Source organism: Cellvibrio fibrivorans (assembly GCF_031457055.1).
GTDB lineage: Bacteria > Pseudomonadota > Gammaproteobacteria > Pseudomonadales > Cellvibrionaceae > Cellvibrio > Cellvibrio fibrivorans.
On record NZ_JAVDVX010000007.1, the window covers coordinates 22,659 to 48,640 of the forward strand.

Here is a 25,982-nt window from a genome sequence, read left to right on the forward strand (position 1 = left end):
ATGCAAATAAATTACTAATAGGTAAATTACGTTTTTAGCAGCGGGAGGTGAAACGACACATGAAGTTTTAGCGAATACCCTTCTGCTGCATATTTAGTCAAAGCATTTATCAGGCCAAGAATTAATCTACCTACGCTGATTAACGACTTTTCGCTAAAAGCGCACACACAGAATGTGAAAAAAATCCTGCAGAAAAAAGTCGCACTCGATAAATCCACTAATCGAACGCATCATGGTTACCTATTTTTCACAATGCAGACATCAAGCGCCCCACTTTAATGCAGTGAACGCCCTAAAATGCACTGATGAAAACAACCTGGTATTGACCCTAAACCAATAACAACCTTTATAATTGCCGCCTATAGCCATTCGCCATACGGTTATTCACGTACCCAGCGACGCATAGGTCAGCATGTCACATTTGAAATATCTCACCGGCTACCCCACCGAAACCCTGCAGCAAGTCCAGCAAATCGTCGCAGAAGGCCGCCTTGGCGAAGTATTACTTAAGCGCTATCCACAGATTCACGATGTACGCACCGACAATGCGCTCTACCAGTACACCCAAAACATCAAAAGTGAATATATGGGCAAAACCCAGCCCCTGAGCCGGGTGGGCTACGACAGCAAAATAAAAGTTATTCAACATGCACTCGGCCAACACCATTACATTAGCCGGGTACAGGGAGCCAAATTAAAAACCGTTAATGAGATTAAAATCGCTAGCGTGTTCCGCACCGCCCCGGAAGCCTTTTTAAAAATGATAGTCGTGCACGAATTAGCGCATTTCAAAGAAAAAGAGCATAACAAAGCCTTTTATCAACTCTGCCGGCATATGGAACCCAACTATCATCAGTACGAATTTGATTTGCGTTTGTATTTAACGCAGTTGGATTTATTTGGAGGGATTTATTGATGCTGTAGTAAACAGAAAGCGTATGCCTTCTGTTTACTAACAAGCGGTTACATTTGTGTAAATTTTGCAGAATTATAAATTTTTTACATACTCTACCAAGGCCCACCGCTCCTCATCATTGAGTTGGGTGCCATATTCATGCCCCGCATTAGAATTACCGAGCAGGCGGGTATCGAAAAAACTGGTGTTAGGCGCCGCGCTATAAACATGTCCCACTTTTACCAAATCCAATTCAATGTTACCGACATAAAATGTTGCTGGCCGCTGTTCCGCCGGCAGTAACAAATCATAAATGCTGGGAACTGAACCATTATGCAAATAAGGTGCAGACGCCCAGATACCGTTGATGGGGCGAGCCTTATAACTGTTAAACACCGTTTGCTCGGGCGGTGCATCATTGGAACGATATTCTTTAAACAATGCCTTGGTGGTTTGCCATGGTTGGTTAAAGAGTGCGCCAGTTGCTACATGGGTGACCAAGTCCAGCGGCGAGGTTTCCGCAGGGAGTTTGTCGCCAAATAACACCATGGCTTTATCGCCTTCCAACAGACCGCTTTTCACTTTGTGCTGGATAAAATTTTCTGCCATTAACGGATCAGTACCCACTTCTTTATAGTGGGTTAGTACTGCCTGCAACTTACGTTTTCTATTAGTTGGATCAACAATGCTGTGGCATTTCAAGCAATGCTGATCATAGAGTTTTTTACCAACAGCAACTTTTTCTGCATCAAGAGCTCCGGCAATTTCTACCGGCCATTGCGGTGCGACGAGCTGATAAAAATCTCGCTGTATATCACCGAGATTACTGATGCGAATTGATGATTGATAAGTGAGTTTATCTTTGGATACTGAGACAATACCGTAAACCGCGAGTGCCGTAATCGCATTTTGAAATAGTGGCCCCGGTTCTTTATTGGGCGCCGATGCATTCCACTGTACGATGTTTAAATGCGATGCATCCCACAATACCGGATAGCTGGTAGGCGCATTGGGTGCGCGAATATTTTCGGGCATATTGAGTGCTTCAACGGCAATCGCATTAAAAATTTGCCCAAATGCGTCCAGCCGCCCGTGCCCGTAGGGGACCTCGGTTGCATTAACAGCGTAGTGTTTTTCCAATTCTGCAATGCGAGTTTGCAATTGGGTTTTCAGCAGTTGTGGTGTCAGTGTTGCGCTTGGTTCACTGGCAATGACTTGTTGGGAAAAACGAGAAAACTTTTCATTGTCAGTGAGCGTTGCTTTTAGTGCGGCTAGTGTTGCCTGCTCAAATTGTGTGTAATCAACCAACGCTTGACCGCCATCAATGCGAATACGTTTGCCGTGAATCCTGACTTGCCCGGTATGGCAAAATGCGCACGTCATACCTAGAGCATCACCATTTTTTTTATCGCTATCGCGTACCAGTCCAACTGGTAATCCATCTGGATTGTATTGGTCTGCAATGGTAGAAATAAAACCCATTGCAGACAGATAATCATTATCGCGAAATGAGCGGGAATTATCAGGCTGCTCCAGCGCGAGAAACCAGGCGTAGGGAATAAATCGGGAACCAAAAGAAGTGAAGGATAGCGTTTGGCGGGTATGATGATCCCAGCCCTGATCTAAATAAATCGTATCATCCTCAACGGGTTTTGTAGCCTGGCTGGCAGCACCATAAAGAAGAAGGCTCAAGAAAAAGCAGTTTAACATCGGCATTAACATGGAGGATTGCCCTCCTATGCTTGTCATTTTTTTCATGCTGCATCCTCAACATTTTATGACTGCACCTGACCATCCATTGAAAAGTGCAGTCTTATTTGACATGACGAATGCTGAATTTTCCTTGCTGTTTTACGTTTTGCTACCCCACATTAACGGTTAAATGACCCAAGTAGATCCTGTTTTATTTCGCCAGAATGTTTTACTTGGCCGGAATATTTACTTCACTATAGCCGATGAATCCGACAATAACATTACGCGGCCTAACGCCGTCCGCCTAACAGCGACCCGAGGATGCCGCGCACGATTTGTCGACCAAGGCTACTGCCTATCGCACGTGCTGCACTTTTGGCAAAGGCATCTACCGCCGTTGCACGCTGTGCACTTGTGCGCTCCGCTTGCTGCTGTGCGCGCGCCTGCTCTTTCTGTTGTTGCACCTGCTCCTTTTGCTGTTGTTTAAAAATTTGCTCCTGCTCAACACGCAACTGCTCCTGGATTTTTTGTTGCTGCTCGGTTTGTGCTTGCTGGGCAACACGCCCTTTTAAAATTTCATACGCAGACTCACGGTCAATTATTTGGTTATAAATCGCCTTGTAAGGTGAGCGCGCCATTACCTCGGTGCGCTCCTCATCGGCCAAGGGGCCAATACGCGATGCAGGCGGCGCAACCATCACGCGCTCAACCGGTGTGGGTGAACCCTTCTCATCCAATACCGATACCAATGCTTCCCCTATACCCAACTCAGTGATCACCGCTTCGGTTGAAAATGCTGGATTGGGGCGAAAAGTTTGCGCCGCAATTTTTACTGCTTGCTGGTCTTTGGGTGTGTAAGCGCGCAGCGCGTGTTGCACGCGGTTGCCCAATTGGCCGAGCACTGTATCGGGAATATCGGCAGGGCTTTGGGAGATAAAATAAATACCCACGCCTTTAGAGCGAATCAAGCGCACGACTTGTTCAATTTTATCGACCAATAATTTAGGCGCATCGTTAAACAGCAAATGCGCCTCATCAAAGAAAAATACCAATTTGGGTTTATCGGCATCGCCCTGCTCAGGTAAATTTTCAAATAATTCAGAAATTAACCAGAGTAAAAATATCGCGTAGAGTTTGGGCTGGTTGACAAGGGTGGTGGCATCGAGAATATTGATGACGCCAGTACCTTCAAGAGTGATTTGCATCAGGTGATTTAGATCCAGCGCCGGTTCACCAAAAAATTGATCTGCACCTTCTTGCTCCAACATCATTAACCGACGTTGGATGGCGGCGATGCTGGCCTCGCTGATACCACCGTATTCATCCTCCAATGTTTTACGTTCGTCCTTCATCCAATTGAGCATGGCTTGCAGGTCTTTTAAATCCAGCATCAACATGCCCTGGTCATCGGCAATTTTAAACGCGGCGTAGAGCACACCGGTTTGGGTTTCGTTGAGATCGAAAAAATTCGCCAATAACAGCGGGCCAAAATCTGAAATAGTGGCACGTACCGGATGGCCTTTTTTTGCGTACAAATCCCAAAATACGCAGGGGAATAAGCGTTGCTGGTAATCGGTAATATTCATCAGCTGCACACGCTCATCCACTTTGGAGTGTGGCTTGCCGGCTTTGGCTAGGCCGGACAAATCGCCTTTAACATCGGCCATAAATACCGGCACACCGGCTTTGGCAAAACCTTCGGCGAGCACTTGCAAGCTCACAGTTTTACCCGTACCCGTTGCACCAGCGATCAACCCGTGGCGATTCGCCATACGCAAGTTCAACTGTGCTGATTGAGCGCCGTTGCCGCCAATAAGAAAGTGAGTGGTCATAACAACTCCTGAAAAATAATCGTTTTTATTACTGTTGAACTATTTTTTGTCGAACCAATGTTGTTAAGCTAATTTTTTTGAAACTCAGCAAAGACTTCAATTGCCACTGCATCACCAATCGCGGGAATTAAATAATCCACACCAAACGTCGAGCGGTTAAAGGTGCTGGCAGCAGAGAAACCTAACGTATAGAAGCCGGTAAGCATATTGTTAGCGCCGCCATTAAAGGTAACAGTTAAATCAATTGGTGCAGTCACGCCATGCAGGGTTAATTCACCGGCAAATACCGCAGAGTTTTGATCGAGCAAGTTGACGCTGGTGGTTTTGAAAAACGCTTGTGGGTATTTTTCAGTATCGAGCCAACTGCTACCGCGCAAGGTCTCTTCCAAATCGGGATTATTCGCATCGATACTGGCAACATCGATTATCGCCGACAATTTAGCAGCGGCAATATTAGCAGGATCAAACTCCAGCGTTGCATCGACTTTATTAAAACGGCCCACAAACGTAGACAAGCCCATGTGGTTGATTTTAAATAAAACAGCGACGTGGGTTTGATCGAGCTGGTAAGAACCTTTTTCCAATTGCACTATGCCAGTTTTTACATTGGGCTTGATGAGCGTGCCACAGCTGACCAGAAGCAGTAGGATAAAAATGGCGGCGGCGGTTTTAATAAAATTGTGTTGCATTGCAGATCAACTCCTTCGTATTCATAACCAGTCTTGATTAGATAACTGGAGATTTAACCTTGTGTTTTGCATAAAACTGACGCAATTGGTGCTTGGGCGTTTTAGTCAGTGTATGCATAAAGCCAAATGTGAGTTCATCAAACTCATGCTGCTCGCGTAACTCGGCCAATAAACTCAACCATAAATGCGCTGTGACTTCGGCATCTGCCAAGGCGCGGTGGTAAACGCCATCGCTGGGCAAATTTTTATACTGCGCCAGAGTTGCCAATTGATGGTTGGGGGCATTTTGAAAGATGCGGCGTGCGGCTAATAAACTGCAGGCAATACCCGACGAACACTGCTTTTTAATACGACGAAATTCCGCGCGCAGAAAGCGCTCATCAAAACTGGCGTTGTGTGCAACCAGATTGCGGCCGGCGATAAAATCGTAAAAATCGCTCATTACTTCAGTGTTACTACGCGATTCTTTAATCATCGCATTGGTAATGCCGGTGAGATTCTCAATAAATAGTGGAATGCGTACACCGGGATTCATCAACTGCTGAAAGCGGCCGGTAATTTTTCCGTTTTCAATCAGCACGGCGCCAATTTCAATTGACCGATCGCCCATATCAGGTGAGAGACCGGTAGTTTCAAAATCGAATACTACCAATTGGTCAGCAGGCAAGGAATGAAAATCAATATTCATAAATCAAAGCCAGATGGATAACAAAAAATGTAGTGCAATAAAAAAGGGATGCACCAGAGTCGGCGCATCCCTTTTTTCCTGCTGCGTGGGTCATGCAGCATAACGCTTTAATCCGGCAAGGTAATATTCAATTCCAACACCGAACAGTTATCGGAATTGTCGAGATTAACTGTGACCTGATCGGATTCGATATGGATATATTTACGGATCACCGCAATAATTTCTTGCTGCATCTGTGGCAGAAAATCCGGTTGGCTTAAATTGCGTTTGGTGCGCTCGTGCGCAACGATAATTTGCAAACGCTCCTTGGCGACCGAGGCCGACGAGGGCGCACGTTTTTTGATGAGGAAATCCAGAATACTCACGGCTTATACCCCCAGCAAACGCTTCAGGAAACTTTTCTTTTCCGCTTCAAGGAAGCGGTGTGGTATTTCTTTACCGAGCAGGCGATCAACGGCGTCGTTGTAGGCTTGTCCAGCTGGTGTGGTTTCATCCAGAATCACTGGTGTACCCTGGTTAGACGCTTTTAATACCGCTTCTGATTCCGGGATTACACCGAGCAATGGGATTGCCAGAATCTCTTCCACATCATTCACGCTGAGCATTTCGCCCGCTTCAACACGCACAGGGTTGTAGCGAGTCAACAACAAATGTTCTTTGATCGGTTCCAGATTTTGTTCTGCTCGGCGCGATTTACTTTGCAGAATACCGAGGATGCGATCCGAGTCGCGCACCGAAGACACTTCCGGGTTGGTCACAACAATCGCGATGTCGGCAAAATACAATGCCATCAATGCGCCCTGCTCAATACCGGCAGGAGAATCGCACACAATAAATTCAAAATCTTTGGCAAGTTCGTTAATGACTGTTTCAACGCCTTCGCGGGTCAATGCATCTTTGTCGCGGGTTTGCGATGCGGGTAATACGTAAAGACCTTCAGTGCGCTTGTCTTTGATCATCGCTTGATTCAGGGTCGCTTCACCTTTAATCACGTTGACAAAATCGTACACTACGCGACGTTCGCAGCCCATGATCAGATCCAAATTACGCAGGCCGACGTCAAAATCGATAACCACAGTTTTATGGCCGCGCATCGCCAAACCGGTGCTGATTGCTGCGCTGGATGTGGTTTTGCCCACACCGCCTTTACCTGATGTAACAACGATAATCTTGGCCAAGGGAAGGCTCCTGTAAAATATTCAATGTCTAAAAAAATAACATCCAAAAAATAAACAATAAATGGATGCAGAAATTTATTTACTCACCAGGCTTAATTACTGACAAGGGCTTCGACAACAACCTTTTCGCCCTTAAGAGAAATTTGCACCGGCTTTTTTAACAGTTCTTTGGGCAGTGAATCCTGCAGTACAAAATTACCGGCGACCGACACTAATTCGGCTTCCATTTGCTGGCAAAAAATACGCGCGGTTTCATCGCCTTTTACGCCGGCCAACGCGCGACCACGTAAAGTGCCGTAAATATGGATATGGCCATCGGCCAGTACTTCAGCCCCTTCACTCACTTGCGCCAGCACAATCAAATCTGCACCTTCAGCGTAAATTTGCTGGCCGGAGCGCACCGGGCGGGTGACGACTTTACTCTGCCGCTGAACCAGTCGCTCTTCGATCACGGTTTCGACCACCGTCTCCACCACGCGTTCGATCACTGCCTCAACTGCCTGGGGTGCCGCTTCCTGTTTTGGCAGTTTAAGCGCGCGTTCGCTGGGGGTCGGCAGCACTGCCAGACCGGTCTTATTAACTGCCGCTAACAATACCTCAGGTACGCCGCTAAAACCTAGTGGTTGTAAATCCAGTTCGCGGCAAATTGCCAGCAAATCCCCGAGTTTTTTCAGGCTTTCAGGGTTTTCCAAACGGTCGAGATTGATCAACACCGGGGAGTTATTGAAAAACTGCGGCGCCTGGACGACCTTTTCTTTTAACTCAGCCAACAAGCTCTTGGGCTCGTAGCGGACAATCGCCAGCACCACCACGGTAATAGCACTGCCTTTTAACTGAAAATTCACATCGATCATGCGCTACTCTCTATTACCCGGCGTATCGGCGCCATGTGTGTTTTGGATGGATATCACAAAAGTGCGCCATTATCGGGGCACCACCTGATTAGTCAAGCAAGAGTCTGCGCCTAGTTCAGCTCTTGTTAAGCGCCAGGCTCCTATAAATGAACCATTGGCACCACTCCGCCCTCTGAGAGGGTAATAACCGGTATCCGAGCGAGAACCATCATGACTAGCCAGCTTCTGCAACGCCCAGGAAAACTTGCGTTAACGATCAGCCTGCTGCTGCCATTACTGGTGGGTTGCACCACCACCCAGGCAGTGGACCAGACGAGCTATAGCACCACAGCGGCACAGGCCAGCTTTAGTGAGGCGCAACTGGACTCACTGCTGGCCCCCATCGCCCTCTATCCGGATACCGTGCTCTCACACGTTCTTATCGCCTCGACTTACCCGCTAGAAGTGGTCGAAGCTGACCGCTGGGCGCGCAACAACAGTCGCTTGAAAGGCGATGATGCTGTCAATGCTGTTGATAACCAGGATTGGGACCCGAGTGTTAAAGCGCTGGTCGCCTTCCCCGATATTTTGCAGCGTATGAGCGACGACCTGGATTGGACCCAACAGCTGGGCGATGCCTTCCTTGCCGATGAAGAGCGGGTGATGGACAGCATCCAGAAACTGCGCAACCGCGCTTATGCCTCAGGCAATCTCGATAAATTCGAGCATGTACGTGTAGTGCGCGAAGATAAAGTCATTGTGATTGAGCCTTCGGTCGAGCGCGTTGTCTACGTGCCCGCTTACGATACCCGCGTGGTCTATGGCAACTGGTGGTGGGCGGATTATCCACCGGTATATTGGCATTACCCTAGCAGCTATGTGTTTGTATCCGGCTTTTACTGGGGACCCCGCGTTAATATAGGCCCGCGCTTTTATTTCAGCGGCTGCCACTGGCGCGATCGCCGCGTTGTTGTAGTTGACCATCACCACCATCACGGCCACCGTTTTTACAATAGCCGCAGCGTGGTTCGTCACAGCAATGCCAGACATTGGCACCACAATCCGGTGCACAGACGCGGCGTTGCCTATCACGATAACCACACCCGCGAGCGCTTTCACAGCCCACGCGAAAGCTATCGCGACACCCAACAGTATCGCGCCAGCCTGCGCGACAACAATGGCAATCGCGGCGGTTACCTTGGCGAGAATCGCGGCAATGGCCGCATCGCACCCAATGCTGCGCGCGACCAACGTCAGGGGCGCGATGATCAGGCGGTACAACGCTTAGAGCGCCGTCAAGCCGGGCAAATCACGACTAACAGGGCCAACGTGAACAGCGATAGAGCCGTGCAAAGCCCCCAACCGCGCGCAGAACAATTGCGCGAGCGGATGAACAACCGCAACGGGCGCGATCTGGGCAATGTCCAAAGTCGCGAACAGGGCAATCGTACCGAGCGCCAAAGTGGTGATGTTCGTCAGATAGAGCGCAGACAGCAGACTGAACAGGGCGAAAACCGCAACAGGGAAAATCGTCTTAACAATGAGCGCAGCAACCGCGTCGAGCGCACCGATGTGCAACGCGCCCAATCGACAGAGCGCGTGCAACGGACAGACCCACGTATCCAGCAAGCACAGCAGCATAACCGAGTTGAACGCCCGACCATTCAACGTATCGAACGTGCCCAACCGGTTGAACGCCCACAAGTTCAACAAGTCGAGCGCCGTGAAGCCCCGCGGGTTGAACGAGTGGAGCGGATGGAGCGCAGTGAGCGCCCGCAACGTATCGAGCGCACAGGCGGGGGCGATTCAGATCGTGGTGGCCGCACTGAAATGCGCGGTGGTCGCGAACGCTAGCATTATGAGTAACCCTAATAGCCCCAAACCGACACTTGGCTTGGGGCTATAACTTTTTGATAACTCCTAAACCAACTTCCCGCCTGTCCATTACGCGTTCAAACTTTTATACTACTGCAACATTCATCCGCCACACTCCATTAACAACCCCGCGTATTACATAGAGCCCAATTTTGTTTATGCAGAAAATCGCACCCCTAATCCGCGTTATAGCCGCAGTAATATTGGTCAGCAGCCTTTTCGCTTGTAGCAGTAATAAAATTGTTAAGCAGGCAGATGCCTGGCCCAGCGACATGCCATCCCGCGCCTATTTCCTCAAAATCTATGAGGCAGATGAGGCCAATAAAAAAATCCAGACCAAAGAGGAATACCTCACCTGGATTGTGCGCTTTTACAGTGGCTGGGAATTGTATCGCCGCGGCTGGATCAAAATGACCAACGAATTGGTGGCCCAGGTAGAAGACCCAAGCCAGGTAAAAGAAATTCGCTACAAAATAAATCGCATCGGCCGACTGGTATCTGGCGAGTGGGCGAAAAAAGCGGATACGCGCACGATTTATTTGCGCCATGTTTCCATCTGGGGCAATGCATTACTCGAATCTCTGGATCGCAATGAAGCCCTGCCGCTCATCAACCGCGTTAATCAGGATGTCGATGATTTACTCGCGCACAGAATCAAGGCCGATGTCATTACTGCCGAGCGCTACTTCCCTGCTGACGAAGATGATCCGTTTTTATAGCAAGTATGTTTAATCAAGAATGACGACCGTTAACAAATAATCCCCGGCCAAAAACCGGGGATTATTTTTATCCGTCACAAATATTTACCACGCCCAATTCACACCCAACTTCAAGGTTGTTGGCGGCCCGTTAAAGGTGCCGTTAGGCTGCGCAAAATTGGCTGGCAAATTCTCGCCAGCTCCACCAAACCAATCCTGATAACCGCCGTGATTCACCGCATTGGTGACATTTAAAATATCCAGGCGCAAAGTGATATAACTATCCTGAGCGATCATACCCGTCGCAAATTGTTTGCTAATAGCAACATCCAATTGTTTGTAACCGAGAAAGCCATCGCCATCCGGTTGAAAAGTATTGTATCGGCAAGCATTCCAACCCGCGCGGCAATCCGTACCCTGATAGGTTTTTACACTTTCCAGATTTAATTTTGCCGACAAATCAAAACCATTCGGCAAATCAAAGAGTGCGGCAATCACCAAACGATGCTCAGGTACCGAGAGCGAATCGTGCCAACCGTAATCGTCGATATCCGGATAATCCAGCGCAAAAACCTCACCCGCTTTGCGTCTGTCCTGCGCATCGGTGTAGGTGTAAGCAACCGTCATCCCCCAATAATCATCGCCTTTGGGTTTATCCAATTTGATGTAGAGTGAATCGGCTTTGGATTCCAAGGCATTCATGCCGATCAAGCCGTTGCTGTAACCGGGAATACCAAATGCCCATGGCTGTCCCCACGAACTGCCCGGTTCAAAAAAACTGCCATCGGGGCGACGATTCATCAGCATCCATACAAAACCATCTTCGCTTTTGATATGCGACAAACTGAATTCAGCATCCCAATCTCCCAAAGTGCCGCGCACACCTAAACTGAATTGATCCGAATAAGGTGTTTTTAAATCGTTATTCACCAAAAACACTTCGCGCCCTGCACCTGAATTTGCATAGAGCAATTCATCCAGCCCTCGCGCCGTTAAATATTTCGGATCCCATGCCACACAATTGCTGGCAGCAGGGTCGCAATTATTTTGCGGATCTTCTGAATCAAAATTGACACGATAGGTTGGGAAAGTGGCCTTGGTCGCTTCCAGTTGCAAGTTATCAAATAAATTGCGATCAAACGCGCGGCCGGCTCCGCCAAATAAAACCAGATTATTATCGGTGCCTATGTCATAACTAAAACCCAAACGCGGTTGCCAGGCATCTTTGAATGTATCGCGGTTACTGCCAGTGCTGATGTAATCATCGACATTGATATTGGAATTGTCGAGGTTGCTCCAGCCACGCAGCGCAGTCACTACAGCATCAGGCGTTTTATAATCCAGATACGCATCGGACTCTTCATAATCCCAGCGCAAGCCTGCATTAATCGTCAAACGTTCGGTCGCACTCCAGTCATCCTGAAAATACAAGCCGAGTTGTTTGTTATCCGCCACTGCAGCACCATTGCCAATACCGGCCAAAGGTGCGCCCCACTCCACCATATAAGGCTGCGTCCATGAATAATCGATGTTGTAACTGTATTGCGGATTAAACGGCTGCTGCTCCACCGAGGTTAATTCAACTTCCTTATATTTAATGCCGGTTTTTAATTGATGGTTTGCCAAGGCAATGTAAGTGAAATCTTCTTGCAGTGCCCAACCGGATTGGCTTTTTTCCTGATAGTCACGCCCTGCACCCGTGCTCAATACCAGTTGTTTACCCGCATTCAATAAAATAGTCCCGTTACCCAGAGTATGCGGGCGCGGATTAAAGGTGTAATCCTCATAGGTGATACGCGCATCATTGAGCCAATTATCGGTGCGCCAGTTGTGGCTGAGCACAACGCGGGTTTCTTCATTATTTTTATCTGTGCCAAATTCGAGTGGCCGCTGCCCACCTATACCGGTTAATTCTGTCTCATCTCGATACTTGGCAGTCAGCTCGATTTTTTGCGCATCATTGATCACATAACTCAATTTACCGAAATACAGATCCTCCTCAAAACTCGCACTAACGCCGCCCAGCTTGGCTTGCACATTAGCGGGCAACTTATTCACATCATAACCGGCACCCACAACGACATCGCGCGGATCGCTATTACTTTTACCTTCATAGGCAAAAAAGAAATGCAGCTTGTCCTGAATAATTGGCCCACCGACATTAACGCCATACTGTATTTGTTGGCTGGGTATTTTTTTATTGTCCTTTAACTCATTTGGATTTTTTTCACGCATACCTTCATCAGAGTAATCGTAAAAAAATCCACCGTGAAATTCATTTGTACCAGAGGCTGTGACTGCGACAATCGCTGCGCTACTGAGTTGGTCGTACTCCGCGGAATAGTTCTGCGTGATGACTTTGTATTCTGCAATCGCGGATTGTGGGAAAGGGTTACCGCGACTGGCGTCCTGCCCGGTTACGCCACCGCGCAAAACATAATTTTTTTGCCCGACACCATCGATAAAAATATTGATTGCATTCGGACTCTGGGCACCGCCCTGGATACTGGTGCTGCCATCCTGCCCCTCGTTAAATTGCACGCCGGGCGCCAAATCCGCAAACGCCAAAAAATTGCGCGTGGTTTGCGGTAGGGATTCAATCTGCTCCAGCGAAATATTGGTACCGATTTCACCACCCAAGTTGTAATTCACCTGAGTGCCTAGCACTAGCATTTCCTCTACCGGTTGTTCAGGGTTCGCCTTGCCAAGCTCAATATTCAGATTGACTTTCTGTCCCACACGCAAATTAATTTGTTGCTGCTCTTGAAGATTTTTTCCTGCAATTGCCAAGCGGTAATCGCCTGGCGGCAACCCGGTAAATAAATATCCCCCATTGGCTTGGGTGACGACCTTATAGCTGTGGCCATTAGCGATATTGACCGCGGTAACCTCTATGCCCGCTGTAGGTTTGTCACTCACTTCAATAATACCGGACAAACTGGCGCTGCCAATTTGCGCATACAACACACCACTGAATGATGTCAGTGCGATAGCACTCATAACAGAGGCGAGAATTTTTTTAGCGACGGGATTTTTCCAAAGATGTGCGCGCATAAGCGTTTCCTTTTCTTAATTATTGAATTAGCCGGCATTTCAATATTTAACTAACCGGCAAGGCCATTAGCCTCATTCAAGTTTAGATCAGAAAACAAAAAAGGCTCACCGTACGGCGAGCCTTTTGCACCAAATAAAAAATGTCATTTAGATGATTAAGATGCCAACACCTTGAGCGCAATTTCCGAACCGGGCAAACCGTCCTGTGCGATCAACATAATCATGCCTAAAAACATCGCGACGACTACCAAATACCAAAGCACTGAAAACCAAATGCCGTAGGTTTTGAGCGGGGTAATATCTTCTGCCAAACCAACGCGCCAACCCGCCACAATATCAATCACACCCAATACAATAAAAAAGGTGATGAAATAAAATCCAAGTTTCCATGCCAAGACAAAACACGCCGCCGAGATCGCAAGCAACGCAACCAAAGCTAAATAATTGCGTCCGGAAAATACCAGTGATTTCACCACGCGCCCGCCATCGAGCGGATAGACAGGAATTAAATTAAATAAATTTAACAGCGCACTGGTGGATGCAACCAAACCGGCAAAATGGCTATCGGTAACAAGATACACAATATAAAACGCCACCGTCATTATCAAACCATACACCGGTCCCATCATGGAAATGTACACATCCTGCCAGCGGGTCTTGGGCATATCGCCCACCGCAATGCCACCCACAAACGGAATTAAATACATACCTTTGGTGGGCAGGCCAAATTTTTTCATTGCACGCAAATGCCCATATTCATGGAACACCAACACCGCAATTAATGCGAACGCAAATTCCAACGTAAACATCACGCTATATACAGCAACGGATGCAGCCAGGAGCGCAACCTTAACAACCTGCACTGCTTTCAATAATTTAAAGGCAACCAAGCCAATCGATAACCAGGAATTGGGTTTTGTTGGTTTATTCATCGGCATCGCCAGTTGTTCGGATTGCACTTGGGCTTCGCTAAAAGACTCTTGCTGCGCAACCGATACTCGTGCAGCAGCCTCAATCACCCGCTCACCATTTACCCACAATTCATAATTGACATCGGCCGCGCGCATATTGAGCACATAGATCAATTTCACTTCACCCAGGTCATCCAATACAAAACTATGCTCACTGGTAATACCAAAATTGCGCTTCTGCGATACCACCACAGTATCCACTGCAACCTGCTCCTCCCCGCTCGCCGGGGTTGCATCGACACTAAACACACGATTGGCATAATCAAACGAAAATAACTGCATAAATAACGACTCTAAACTGATACAAAAAATCAAAAACCAACAGGACTATAAACAAAACCAAGGGGCCGCGGGAGTTTTACTGGCCTTAACCCACCCTTGCTAATAAACTGTGCACTATTGATGCAACCGTCTTATCTGCACCTAACCGCGAGAATGAGTTCAGTATGTTACAAATTGGCCGACAAAACCGCTTAACCATCGTCAAACACACCGATTTCGGCATTTTTCTAGATGGTGGCAAGTTTGGCAACATATTATTACCCAAGCGCTATGTTACCGAGGATATGAAAATCGGTGGGATTTTGGATGTGTTTATCTATCTGGATTCCGATGACTGCATTATCGCCACTACCCTCACACCCAAAGCCATGGTCGGAGAGTGCGCCTTTCTCGAAGTAAAAGAAGTCAACAACGTCGGCGCGTTTCTGGATTGGGGTCTACCAAAAGATTTGCTGGTGCCCTACGGCGAACAACACAAACCCATGGAAGCTGGCCGCTCTTACGTAGTGTGTATTTATCAGGATGAATACACCGGCCGCATTACCGCCTCATCGCGCCTGAGCCGTCACTTGGAAGAGCGCGCGAGCGGGCTGAGTGTAAAACAAGCGGTGGATTTAATTATTTGTGGCCGCAGCGATATGGGTTACAAAGCCGTCATCAACCACACCCATTTGGGTTTGATCTTCCGCGACGAAGCTTTCCGCACACTGCTCTACGGTGAAAAAGTCAAAGGCTATATCAAAAGTATCCGACCCGACCGCAAAATCGATTTAAGCCTGCAAGCGCAAGCGCGCGACAGCAAAGAAGATCTGGCTGAAAAAATTCTTGCCGATTTGCAGCGCCAGGGCGGCACTTCTTATCTGACCGACAAAAGCGAACCTGAATTAATTTACAAAGTATTCAATGTCAGCAAAGGCAATTACAAAAATGCCCTCAGCTTGCTTTATAAGCAGCGTAAAATTTTGATTGAAAAAGATAAAATTACGTTAGTGTAGAAATGAAAGTGAAATAGAGATGGAGAAGAAGATGGGGGCTGAAAAAATCATTCGCTGGGGCATTATTGGTGTTGGTGATGTCTGTGAACTAAAAAGCGGCCCCGGGTTTTATAAAGCACCCAATTCACAACTCGCGGCGGTAATGCGCCGCAACGGTGAAAAAGCCAAAGATTTTGCGGCCCGCCACAATGTAGATTCATGGCACGACAATGCCGAAGCACTGCTCACCGATCCCAACATCACCGCCGTTTATATCGCCACACCACCGGCACAGCACAAAGACTACGCAATTGCCGCATTAAATGCCGGCAAGCATGTGTACATCGAAAAACCTGTCTCCCTTAATGCCACCGAATGCGATGCGATTATCGCGGCAGAGAAAACCAGCGGCAAAAAAGTCAGCGTTGCGCATTATCGCCGCTATGTGCCCTGCTTTATGAAAGTCGGCGAGTTGATTCGCTCTGGTGCAATCGGTCAGCCACTAATGGTGCAGCTGGATATGCTGCAACCCGCAAAATCAAAAATTATTACTGAAACAGATGATAACTGGCGAGTGAATCCTGCCCTGTCTGGCGGCGGATTATTTCACGATTTATCACCACATCAATTAGATTTAATGATTTATTGGTTTGGATCAGTAGTGCAAGCAAGTGGTTTTGGCTACAACCAACGCCGATTTAATGCAGCTGATGACTGCGTGCATGGGTGGGCAAAATTTGACAGTGGCGTAGTTTTGCAAGGCCGCTGGCATTACGCCGTGGCTCAGGCGCAAACTCGCGATCTGTGCGAAATTATCGGCACAACAGGTAAACTAACCATTAATTTTTTTGGTCAACAAGTTATTCATCTAACCAACAGCGATGGCGAGCAGGAAATTATCGTCCCCAACCCACAACATATCCAGCAACCGATGATTGAACAGGTCAATAATTATTTTCGCGATGAGCGGGATAATCCCTGCAGTGTGAGTGAAGCAAAAGCGGTGATGGAATTAATTGATTGTTTTAGCAGGCCTATCTAAACAAAAAATAATTTATAAAAAACAATCCCCCTCCCTGGCGTTTTTACTCCTCTATTTTAAATGAAATTTTAAGCGACAAACTGGTTTGTCGCTTAATGATTCACACTGGCACCTCTGTTCGCAATGATAAAATTGCGCGCAATAATTAATCCTTGCTTGTGCGCAACATCACACAATCTCCAATCTTTTCTACGGCAGGCTTCTTGCTAGTCACTCACTGAAGAAACCACTATACCAATGGAAACCCGCTTCAAAAAAATTAGTAAGCGCATCGCGCAAATCAATTTGCCTGGTGCACTTCCTGAGCCCATTCAGCCAGACAGAATGCTTAAGGAGATATGATGTTTACTAAAACTGTTTTGCATCAAGCGATTCAATTACTAGCAAATTCTTTCACCAAGTATGTGTTACCTATTAGCAGCGTAATGCTGCTAGCCAGTACTCCTACCCTCGGCCAAACATCAGCTGAACCTGCTGCCGATGAAGTTGAAGAACTTGTGGTGGTCGGCTCGCGTATACGCCAAACAAATCTCAAAACTATTTCCCCAATTAAAATGATGACGCGGGAAGACGCCGCTGCAGCCGGATTAAATTCCACAATGGATCTGCTGCAATCAAATGTACTTACAGGAGGAACATCGCAAATTAATAACGCTTACGGCGGCTATGTGACCGATGGCGGCCCGGGTGCCAATACAATTTCTTTGCGTGGTTTAGGTGCAAGTAGAACTCTGGTGCTCATTAATGGGCGTCGTGTTGCACCATCAGGCACGCAAGGCGCAGTAGGCACTGCAGATTTGAATGTATTACCAACCGCAATGATTGAACGCGTAGAAGTGTTACGCGATGGCGCTTCCTCGATTTATGGATCTGATGCTGTCAGTGGAGTCATTAACGTCATAACACGTGAGCAAGTTGAGGGATTCGCCATTGAAGGTGACTTCAACTACCCCACCGAAGACAATGGCGAACAAATTCGCTTATCAATAACTGGCGGCATGAATGAAGAGAGACTTTCCCTCTCTGGTTCTTTCGATTATTACGAGCGAAAACCTCTCACCTTGGCAGACAGGGATTGGACTCGTTGCAACGAAGATCTTTTTCGCGACCCTGTAACAGGCGCTTCCGATGATTATATTGACCCACGCACCGGCAAATCCAAATGTTACCCAGCCACTGCCTCTGGCTCGAATGGGGTGACGGTCAATACCATTGGCACACAGGCAGTAACGGCAGCCAACTGGAGCACACTTGGCCTTAACGGCCCGGTTGTCGGAGGCCCGGGATCTTCAGGAACAACCTTTACGCGTTTTCGTCCAAACCCGGCAGTAACAACCGGGTTGATTGGTTATGAGGGCGTTGGCGGCGGCAGCAACAGTATTAACGTACGTGATACTTTTGAGCCGCGTATGCTCAATGAAGATTTAATTTCGCCCGCAAAAAACTACACGGGCTTCCTGCAGAGCAAGTATGAACTGGAGTCACTTGGCAACGCCGAAATCTATGCTGAACTATTGGCATCACGACGCGAGTCAAACCAAACGGGCTATCGCCAACTCTCGCTGGATTATCGTCGCGGTAGTCCACTAATCCCCGCGGAGCTTGCATACGGCAACTTTGGTGCAGATCAGGGAACCAGTGGAGGTGAACGCGTTGGTGTGCGCGCGTTCATCGGCTTTGGCAATGACAGCAGCGAGCAGAATGTCGATTTTTACAAACCCACTGTTGGCCTGCGCGGAGACCTCGAGTTTTTGCCCGACTGGCGCTATGACCTCTACACCAGCTACGCAAAATCCGACGCAACCTACGAACGCAATTCATTTCTTATTGATAAATTAACCTATGCCAGTGATGCCGTAACGGCAACCAGCGCAGTAGATTCAAGCCTGGTGCGCGACGGTCTCACTTGCGAAATCAATCTCACTGATCCCAATGAAAAATGCATTCTTCTTCCACGCTTAACGGCAGCTGTTGTCGGAGGAAATTTGCCACAGGATTTTAAAGATTATATTTTCCAAAACACCCAAGGCTCCACTGAATACGAGGAATCTATTTATAGTGCCATTATTGATGGCCCTCTTTTCAATGTTCCTGCAGGGACAGCGCAAGGAGTATTTGGTATTGAACATCGCCGCATGGAGCTCAAAGACCAGCCCGATGAAAATAGCATCGCGGGCAATCTCTATAATCTGAGCATTGCGACTCCTACGTCCGGTGAGGATGACGTCAGCGAATACTATACCGAGATTCAAATCCCGATCTTAGCCGATGCAAGATTTGTTAAAGAGCTTACTATTAATGGCTCAGTTCGCTACACGGATTATGATTCTTACGGTTCAGATGACACCTACAAAATGGGCTTTATTTATTCACCTACGGATTGGGTATCGGTCAGAGGATCACGCGGAACATCCTTCCGTGCGCCGGCACTATTCGAGCAATTTCAAGGGCCGACTAGCGGTTTTCGTCCGGCATCTATTGACCCCTGTAATGACTATGGTAGTGATGGGGTAAATCCAAACCGAGTCATTAACTGCACACAGGAATTACCGGGGCAGCCAGAATTTCAGGCAACTCAAGGTGTTGAAGTATTTAGTCTGGGCGGTGCGGACGCCGGATTATTTGCGGAAACATCAGAGAACACCAGTTACGGAATTATTTTCGATCCGGCAATTTCCGACACCACAGGCTTGAGTATCACTATTGATTATTTTGATATTCAAATTGATAACGGCGTACAAAAAGCAGGAGAAGATGAAATTCTTGATCGCTGTTACGATTCTGCCGAGTTTGCTGAAGATCGAGGTCTATGCAGATTAGTCACACGTGACCCTGTTACCAAACAACTTACCGTGAACGATGCCTACACCAATCTGGCTACAGAAGTGGTGCGAGGGCTTGATATCAGCACCGACTTTTCACAAGACATCGGACCCGGCAGCCTGTTAGTCAATCTGAGCGTGACGCGCTACTACGAGCAATCATCAAGACTTTTTGCAGACGAACCAATAGAAGATGTGAACGGAAGCCTGGAAAGTCCCGAATTCGGTGGCTCAGGGGAAATAGGCTATGCGCTTGATAACTGGAAATTTCTCTATGGTGTGGAGTGGATTAGCAGCATGGACGGTTACAAAGAAGCTGACGAATTACCAGAAGAAAGTTTTTCTGATTACACAGTGCCAAGCTATCTGGAACATCGCATCTCCGCACGCTTTCAAGCAGACTCTTGGAAAACAACCTTTGGGGTCCGCAACCTAACCAATGAAATACCTCCACAAATTTCAGCAGGCTACTTTAATCGCGTAGGTACAGCACCACTCTACAGCGGCTATGATTATATCGGCAGAGAGGTTTTTATTAATTTTCAAGTGCAGTATTAAAGCGTAATCAACGTAGTGAGCAAGGGATTGCTCATTGCGCTGATAGAAATATTCACAGAATTCAGCTAGCGCCCAAAAAGATACGGAAACAACTTCTGTTTTTCTTCTGCGCTTAGACTTTCCACCCGCGTCTTATTCACTTCTGGTATTTCTTCCACATCTGCAAAATACTCCAGCGCTTTTTCCAAGCTGGCTTCACGAATAATATGCAAGATTGGATAAGGCGCGCGATTGGTAAGATTTTCGGCATCATCCGGCTCGGCGTGAGCAAAACAATACTGAGGATGAAAGGTGGCGAGTTGATAAACGCCAACCCAACGATTGCGCTTGAGTAATTGATTCGTCCAATTTAAAAATTGGTTGTAATCAAAAAAATCCTGTAAATGATGAGGAACAATAACCAACGTCGTTTCTATTTCACTTGCTGGTTTTTGGTCGAGCAATTCCATTTCCTGCTGCAAATCTTGCAGGAGCTTTTCATCACCAGTAGCAGCACTGACAAAAAAGCGCACGCGGTTTTCGCGGGTTGGTTTGCCGGAAAAGGGGCAGAGATTTAACCCTATCACCACCTCATTTAACCAGCGGGCGACATCACCTATAACCTTCGTGTCAGCAGCAGGCGCGCTCATCTGATTAAACTCCGGCTTTTTTCTGCTGCAGAAGTTTTCCAATACCCTCAATAAAATCCAGCACCAACTCATCACCGCAGGCTTTGTAATGTTCATGCCCGGCTTTGCGGAACAATGCCGCGAGATCCGATTTGGTTAGCTCAATAGTTACCAGCTTGAGTGCATCGCGCAGATCCTGCTCATGCAATACAAATGCAATGCGCAACTTTTTCAGCACATCGTTATTGGAAATCTTGGCGTGCTTCTCAATGACTTCCGCAACAGCATCGGCTTTTTTACCGCGCTCCTGATCAATCAAATTATTCAGGAAAATAATCAGAATGTATTCCGGCATAGCTTCAAAGCCGGGTTGGTAGTCGGTCTTCAGTAGATTCGCAACGTCTTTATCACTCAGGTCTATATCCGATGGTGCAAACAATGCCTGGATTTGTGCGGTATCCAAGGGTAAAGATTGGGTAAGTTTGCGAAAAATATCATTCGTTCTCATGGGTCTTGCTCTATGATTGCAGCTGGGTTTTACGGCATTCTACCCCAAAATATCCTCCGCACGAGAGCTAATCCATGAATCCCTTTATTGAAGTAAACCCCTTTGAACCCGAATTGGCCGCAGGGCGCAAACGCGCCAAATTGCTCTGCCAACAGCTCAATGCACTGCGTGCCGACCAAACCAAAGCGCGCAAACCGATTTACCAACAACTATTCGGCCAAGTATCCAGCGCTTATATAGAACCCCATTTTTTTTGCGATTACGGTAGTAATATTTTTCTGGGCGAAAAATTTTATGCCAACCACAACTGCGTCATTCTGGATTGTGCTGAAGTGCGCATTGGCGACAGAGTTATGTTTGGCCCCAATGTACAAATTTATGCCACCACCCATCCACTCGACCCGGTTGAACGCGCGACCGGTAAAGAATTTTGTGCAGCAGTGACAATTGGCGACGACTGCTGGATTGGCGGTGGAGCGATTATTTTGGCGGGCGTGACGATTGGTAAAGGTTCAGTGATTGGTGCAGGGAGTGTAGTAACTAAAGATATTCCGGAGGGGGTTGTTGCGGCAGGGAATCCCTGCAAAATAATCAAACATATAACCACTTAAGCCAGAAACAAAAATTGATTACAAAGAAAGGACAATAAAAAACTTCATTGTCCTTTTTGCACACAGCATGTCACTCAATAACAAACAGTGTTTTCATACCCCAGTAAAGTCCACCAAAAAGATAACCTAGCGGCCCATAAGTCGTTTGCTTACCTATGTGAACATCAATGGCAGAATAAGTTATCTGATTTTTCAACGAGTTAATACGTCCCTCAATGGAATCTATATCAGACTGAATTCTAGTCAGTTCAGTTTCTATCGCAAGCACATCTTTGACATCCACCGCTTTGGCGAGCAACGCGCGAAATTTATCGCGCAATGCATGTAGATTTTTTAACCTGGCCTCGACATCGATCATTTCTTCTGTAACGTCTTTGGCATTAATAGATTTTGAAACTAACTTTCCTTTTGAGCTCAGCTCCGCCATTACAGACTCAAGCTTTGACTCTGGAACCTTAGCCTTTATAGAGACCGACTCTTCATTGTAATTACTTACAGAATCAATAATACCCAACTCTCTCGCGATAATTAGCTTTATCTCTTCGGTAACTATATGCGGCTCTTTCGCTTCCAATCGTACTGATGCGGTTTTAATAACCAAGCGCTGGATATCTTTTTGGTAGTGCGATGAATCAAAGCTAGCCGACTCGGTAGATTTATTGTCACTTGAAGAGCAACCTACCAACACCAATATTCCTACAACAACAGACACCAAAAAACCGAACCGGCTCATTTGACTTCCTTTTTGAATTAATGTGTTAAACAAATATACAACCAGATTTATTAATCTTGGCTTAACATCTAATCCAAAATAATATGCGGCAAAAACCGCGAAGTATCTTTAGTGATAAGTGACTCATCTTCACGGATACAAATTCCCGCTGCGCTATCACCTACGATCCAACTACCGAGCATCGCGTAAGTATCGGCGTTGCGATATTCATCGCGATATTTTGGTAGTGCATGCAATGCCTGACGGACATAATTACCATCAGCATAAGGACCTGCTGCAGAAATTTTTTCACCGCTCGCGGTAATTAAATCTACGTTGGCGCCCTCGCGCGAAAACAAGGGTTTGCGTACCCAGCCTGCGCCGAGTGGTTCACTCGCTGCAGTTTCAAAAAATGCGGGCAATAAATTCGGATGATTGGGATAGCGTTGCCAGAGCAGCGGTAAAATACCTTTGTTGGACAACAGCATCTTCCACGCTGGCTCGATCATTTGGGTATTGGCAGCGGTAATCGTGCGTGCAAAATCCTCCTGCACCATAAATTCCCAAGGATACAATTTGAATAAACCTTTTATCGGTTGATTATCCAAATCGACAAACTGTTCATTTAGGTCGCCAATATCTTCCAATGCGATATAGCGAACATTCACGCCTGCTTGCGCGGCCATATCCATTAAATAATTGACCGTGCCGCGGTCTTCGATATTGTCGCGTACGCTGGTGAAATAAAATGGTTGAGGTAAATTTAATTGTGCAAAGGCTTGTTCGATTTTGTCGTGCAGGGAATTAAATTGATCGGCGCGCTCGGGTAATACACCGTTTTTAATTTGATCTTCCAACCACACCCACTGGAAAAATCCGGTTTCAAATAACGAGGTAGGGGTGTCGTAATTTAATTCGAGTAATTTGGCAGGGCCAGTGCCGTCGTAGACCAAATCAAAACGGCCATACAAATGCGGCTCGCCTTTATTCCAGGAGTTCCAGATATAACTCCAGAAATCGCGCGGGATATTGAGCAGCGTGAGCATTTCTTCACTGCGGGTAATATCGCCGACCATATCCATGGTCATTTGATGCAATTCTTCGGTCGGCGCTTCCAGATCATCTTCAATTTGCTGCAAACTGAATTGGTAGTAAGCGGTTTCATCCCAATAGGGTTCACCGTCGAAGGTGTGGAAATTAAAGCCAACTTCTTCGGCGTAAGCGCGCCAATTAGCGCGCTCGGCAACACTGATACGTTTCATCCATTAACCACCAAAACTATTGCGCGCAGCCGCTTGTTGGCCGAAACCACCGCGACGAACCACTTGACCGACTTGCGGTTTTACTTGCGAGGGTTTCAGCGAGATAGGGCCAATACCACCGGCGACGGGTGCGTTGGTTGCCGTGCGAAAAGTGCCGCGGTCATCGCGCGATTTGTACAGCGGCTGCGTGGGCACATTAGTTCCAGCTCCTGCACCGGCAGCAGCGGGCTGTTGGAAGTTACTGCCGCCGCGATTCAACATTTGCCCGGCCAGATAACCCATCATCATCGGCATAAATACACTCCCGCCCGATGTCGTTTGCTGTGGCGCGGTTTCGCAATTGCCCGCACCAAAATCTACTTCGCATTCTTCTTTGTTTAAATATTTTGGCGCAACTTGCGGATGCAAGGCTTGTGCAGCCGCGTAATCGGCCTCGCACTGGGCGGCACTATTTAATGCGGCGGCGCTACATTCACTCGGGTCGGTAAATACCATCGCCTGTTCGCGCTCTTCGCCACAACCGGCAAGCAACAATGTGGCAACAGGTACCATCAATACTAATGCGGCTTTTTTACTGCGTTTCATCATTCAACTCCACAATCAGTTATCGATAAATTAATAGGACATGCACGCGGCATTAATTAAACCCACGGCAATTGCGAGCGTTGCAGCAAAAATACCGGATGCCATTTCACCATTGTCGATGCGCTCGGATAATTGTTTAAGTACTACGCGCAACGTAACAAAAGTAAGAATCTGTACAACCAGGGCAACTGCGCCCCATACCGCACAATCAAGCAGTGACTGCGAGTGTGTAATCGCACTGGACAGCGGCAATGCGAATCCAATAATCGCACCACCAAATGCAAGTGCTGCCGCAGAATTATTGGCGCGGATTAATGCCAGCTCCTCATGGGGTGTCATCCAGGTATAAATACGCACAAAAATCAGGACTAATACAATTGCCACCGCAAAATAAGCGAGAAAAGGTGGAATGCCATTAAGCGATGTAAGCGTGGTTGCAAGCATGGAGATTTCCCCAGTTGGTAAATTGACGAATGGTAAATGAAAACTGGCGCGATTCTGACACAAAAGCTTACTCAGCTCTATCTTGCTGGATGCACCCAAACCACCTATAACGGTTAACAAAGTTTAATCGGCATCTGGCACTCTCATTACTATGGGGGCACACTCTCCGCTATCCATAGCTCAGGGATTATTTATGAAATCAGCTTCGTTTTACAGCTTGCGTCTTTGCCTGCTGCTGGCACTGGCCGCACAACTCATAGCCTGCAGTGACAACAACGCTCACCTCGCGCTCGGCACCCTGGAGCGCGACCGCATAGTGCTCAAAGCGACCGCCGCCGAAATTATCACCCAACTCCCCATTGCCGAAGGCAGCGATGTCAAAGCGGGCGATTTACTGCTGCAGCTGGATGATCGCCGCCAACACGCACTGGTCGCCAAGGCCGATGCCAATCTCGCCAGCGCGCAGGCCAATCTCACCAAATTGCAAAACGGCGCGCGGACGGAAGATATAGCCGCTGCGCGCTCGCAAGTAAAAGGCGCAGAAGCGCAGTTAGTTGAAGCGCAAAAAACCTTTGCCCGCGCTGAAACATTGGTGAGCAAAAAACTAGCCGGTGCCGCCGAGTTGGACAGTGCCCGCGCTAAACGCGATTCGGCGCAAGCCAATCTCGATCAATCCCACGAGAATCTGTTGTTACTTACCAACGGTACCCGCGAAGAAGATTTGCAGCAAGCCGAAGCGCAAGTTGCGCTCGCCAAAGCTGCACTGGAGCTGGAGCAATACAATCTGGGCGAATTGAGCATCCGTGCCACCAGCGACGCACGATTGGATCACCTACCCAAACACTTGGGCGAGCGCACCAGCATCGGTGAAGCGGTAGCAACCCTTCTCGATAAAAACGCGCCCTACGCGCGAATTTATGTCCCCGAAACCCATCGCCTGAAAGTCAACGCAGGACAGGAATTGGTGATCCATATTGATGGCCTAGAGCAGCCCCAAACCGGCAAGCTGCGCTGGGTTTCACAAGACCCGGCCTTTACGCCCTACTTCGCACTTAACTCCACCGATCGCGCCCGCCTTGTGTATTTAGCCGAAGTGCAACTGCCCGCATCCGCCGCCAATTTGCCGAGCGGTTTGCCGGTACAGGTTGAACTGCCCCATGATTGATTTA

At 47.6% G+C, this 25,982-nt stretch carries 23 protein-coding genes; 8 read left to right on the forward strand and 15 right to left on the reverse strand.

Going from position 1 to position 25,982, the window contains the following annotated elements; genetic code table 11:
* Positions 1-412 precede the first annotated feature (412 nt).
* Positions 413-916, forward strand: a complete 504-nt coding sequence (locus tag J2X05_RS17310) for a M48 metallopeptidase family protein (protein WP_310074861.1) — start codon at positions 413-415, stop codon at positions 914-916.
* Positions 917-988: 72 nt separating this feature from the next.
* Here J2X05_RS17310 and J2X05_RS17315 read toward each other — a convergent pair whose 3' ends face one another.
* The 7 genes from J2X05_RS17315 to minC form a co-directional block, all read right to left on the reverse strand.
* Positions 989-2,653: a di-heme-cytochrome C peroxidase gene (locus J2X05_RS17315; protein ID WP_310074864.1), complete on the reverse strand. Its 1,665-nt coding sequence runs from the start codon at positions 2,651-2,653 to the stop codon at positions 989-991.
* A 224-nt stretch (positions 2,654-2,877) separates the two neighbouring features.
* A complete protein-coding gene (locus tag J2X05_RS17320; RefSeq protein ID WP_310074867.1) occupies positions 2,878-4,419 on the reverse strand; it encodes a helicase HerA-like domain-containing protein in 1,542 nt (513 codons plus the stop codon).
* 68 nt (positions 4,420-4,487) lie between these two features.
* Complete coding sequence (locus tag J2X05_RS17325) at positions 4,488-5,108, reverse strand: YceI family protein (protein WP_310074871.1); 621 nt, start codon at positions 5,106-5,108, stop codon at positions 4,488-4,490.
* A gap of 37 nt (positions 5,109-5,145) precedes the next feature.
* Positions 5,146-5,796, reverse strand: a complete 651-nt coding sequence (locus J2X05_RS17330) for a 3'-5' exonuclease (RefSeq protein ID WP_310074874.1) — start codon at positions 5,794-5,796, stop codon at positions 5,146-5,148.
* 107 nt (positions 5,797-5,903) lie between these two features.
* Positions 5,904-6,161, reverse strand: coding sequence for a cell division topological specificity factor MinE (gene minE / locus J2X05_RS17335; RefSeq protein WP_310074877.1), 258 nt, complete (start codon positions 6,159-6,161; stop codon positions 5,904-5,906).
* Positions 6,162-6,164: 3 nt separating this feature from the next.
* A complete protein-coding gene (gene minD / locus J2X05_RS17340) occupies positions 6,165-6,974 on the reverse strand; it encodes a septum site-determining protein MinD (protein WP_310074879.1) in 810 nt (269 codons plus the stop codon).
* A 92-nt stretch (positions 6,975-7,066) separates the two neighbouring features.
* Entirely contained in the window at positions 7,067-7,828 is a 762-nt protein-coding gene (gene minC, locus J2X05_RS17345; protein WP_310074882.1) for a septum site-determining protein MinC, read from the reverse strand.
* A 210-nt stretch (positions 7,829-8,038) separates the two neighbouring features.
* Between minC and J2X05_RS17350 the strand changes: the two genes are divergently transcribed.
* The gene (locus tag J2X05_RS17350) at positions 8,039-9,661 is read left to right on the forward strand and encodes a DUF3300 domain-containing protein (protein WP_310074884.1); all 1,623 of its coding nucleotides are present in this window, start codon (positions 8,039-8,041) and stop codon (positions 9,659-9,661) included.
* A gap of 293 nt (positions 9,662-9,954) precedes the next feature.
* Positions 9,955-10,401 carry a hypothetical protein gene (locus J2X05_RS17355; RefSeq protein WP_310074886.1) on the forward strand — a complete coding sequence of 149 codons (447 nt, stop codon included), beginning with the start codon at positions 9,955-9,957 and terminating at the stop codon, positions 10,399-10,401.
* Between the two features lie 84 nt (positions 10,402-10,485).
* On the opposite strand, the gene J2X05_RS17360 is transcribed toward J2X05_RS17355, so the two are convergent.
* Together J2X05_RS17360 and J2X05_RS17365 are read right to left on the reverse strand one after the other, a co-directional pair.
* A complete protein-coding gene (locus tag J2X05_RS17360) occupies positions 10,486-13,434 on the reverse strand; it encodes a TonB-dependent receptor (protein WP_310074888.1) in 2,949 nt (982 codons plus the stop codon).
* Positions 13,435-13,589: 155 nt separating this feature from the next.
* Positions 13,590-14,687: a site-2 protease family protein gene (locus J2X05_RS17365; protein ID WP_310074890.1), complete on the reverse strand. Its 1,098-nt coding sequence runs from the start codon at positions 14,685-14,687 to the stop codon at positions 13,590-13,592.
* A gap of 164 nt (positions 14,688-14,851) precedes the next feature.
* On the opposite strand from J2X05_RS17365, the gene J2X05_RS17370 reads away from it, so the two are divergent.
* The 3 genes from J2X05_RS17370 (at position 14,852) to J2X05_RS17380 (ending at position 20,083) form a co-directional block, all read left to right on the forward strand.
* On the forward strand, positions 14,852-15,682 hold the full coding sequence (locus J2X05_RS17370; protein ID WP_310074892.1) for a CvfB family protein: 831 nt from the start codon (positions 14,852-14,854) through the stop codon (positions 15,680-15,682).
* A 31-nt stretch (positions 15,683-15,713) separates the two neighbouring features.
* A complete protein-coding gene (locus tag J2X05_RS17375; protein WP_310074894.1) occupies positions 15,714-16,703 on the forward strand; it encodes a Gfo/Idh/MocA family protein in 990 nt (329 codons plus the stop codon).
* A gap of 341 nt (positions 16,704-17,044) precedes the next feature.
* On the forward strand, positions 17,045-20,083 hold the full coding sequence (locus tag J2X05_RS17380; RefSeq protein ID WP_310074896.1) for a TonB-dependent receptor domain-containing protein: 3,039 nt from the start codon (positions 17,045-17,047) through the stop codon (positions 20,081-20,083).
* Between the two features lie 65 nt (positions 20,084-20,148).
* Here J2X05_RS17380 and J2X05_RS17385 read toward each other — a convergent pair whose 3' ends face one another.
* Both J2X05_RS17385 and J2X05_RS17390 read right to left on the reverse strand, forming a co-directional pair.
* Positions 20,149-20,712: a DUF1415 domain-containing protein gene (locus tag J2X05_RS17385; RefSeq protein WP_310074898.1), complete on the reverse strand. Its 564-nt coding sequence runs from the start codon at positions 20,710-20,712 to the stop codon at positions 20,149-20,151.
* Between the two features lie 4 nt (positions 20,713-20,716).
* Positions 20,717-21,199: a DUF1456 family protein gene (locus J2X05_RS17390; RefSeq protein WP_310074900.1), complete on the reverse strand. Its 483-nt coding sequence runs from the start codon at positions 21,197-21,199 to the stop codon at positions 20,717-20,719.
* A gap of 74 nt (positions 21,200-21,273) precedes the next feature.
* Here J2X05_RS17390 and J2X05_RS17395 point away from each other — a divergent pair, with 74 nt between their 5' ends.
* On the forward strand, positions 21,274-21,810 hold the full coding sequence (locus J2X05_RS17395; RefSeq protein WP_310074901.1) for a sugar O-acetyltransferase: 537 nt from the start codon (positions 21,274-21,276) through the stop codon (positions 21,808-21,810).
* Positions 21,811-21,880: 70 nt separating this feature from the next.
* On the opposite strand, the gene J2X05_RS17400 is transcribed toward J2X05_RS17395, so the two are convergent.
* The 4 genes from J2X05_RS17400 to J2X05_RS17415 form a co-directional block, all read right to left on the reverse strand.
* Positions 21,881-22,543: a DUF4349 domain-containing protein gene (locus J2X05_RS17400; RefSeq protein WP_310074903.1), complete on the reverse strand. Its 663-nt coding sequence runs from the start codon at positions 22,541-22,543 to the stop codon at positions 21,881-21,883.
* A 68-nt stretch (positions 22,544-22,611) separates the two neighbouring features.
* Positions 22,612-23,784, reverse strand: coding sequence for a glutathionylspermidine synthase family protein (locus J2X05_RS17405; protein ID WP_310074905.1), 1,173 nt, complete (start codon positions 23,782-23,784; stop codon positions 22,612-22,614).
* A gap of 3 nt (positions 23,785-23,787) precedes the next feature.
* Complete coding sequence (locus J2X05_RS17410; RefSeq protein WP_310074907.1) at positions 23,788-24,372, reverse strand: DUF1190 domain-containing protein; 585 nt, start codon at positions 24,370-24,372, stop codon at positions 23,788-23,790.
* Positions 24,373-24,399: 27 nt separating this feature from the next.
* On the reverse strand, positions 24,400-24,813 hold the full coding sequence (locus J2X05_RS17415) for a DUF350 domain-containing protein (protein ID WP_310074909.1): 414 nt from the start codon (positions 24,811-24,813) through the stop codon (positions 24,400-24,402).
* Positions 24,814-25,006: 193 nt separating this feature from the next.
* Between J2X05_RS17415 and J2X05_RS17420 the strand changes: the two genes are divergently transcribed.
* Complete coding sequence (locus J2X05_RS17420) at positions 25,007-25,978, forward strand: HlyD family secretion protein (protein WP_310074911.1); 972 nt, start codon at positions 25,007-25,009, stop codon at positions 25,976-25,978.
* Positions 25,979-25,982 lie beyond the last annotated feature (4 nt).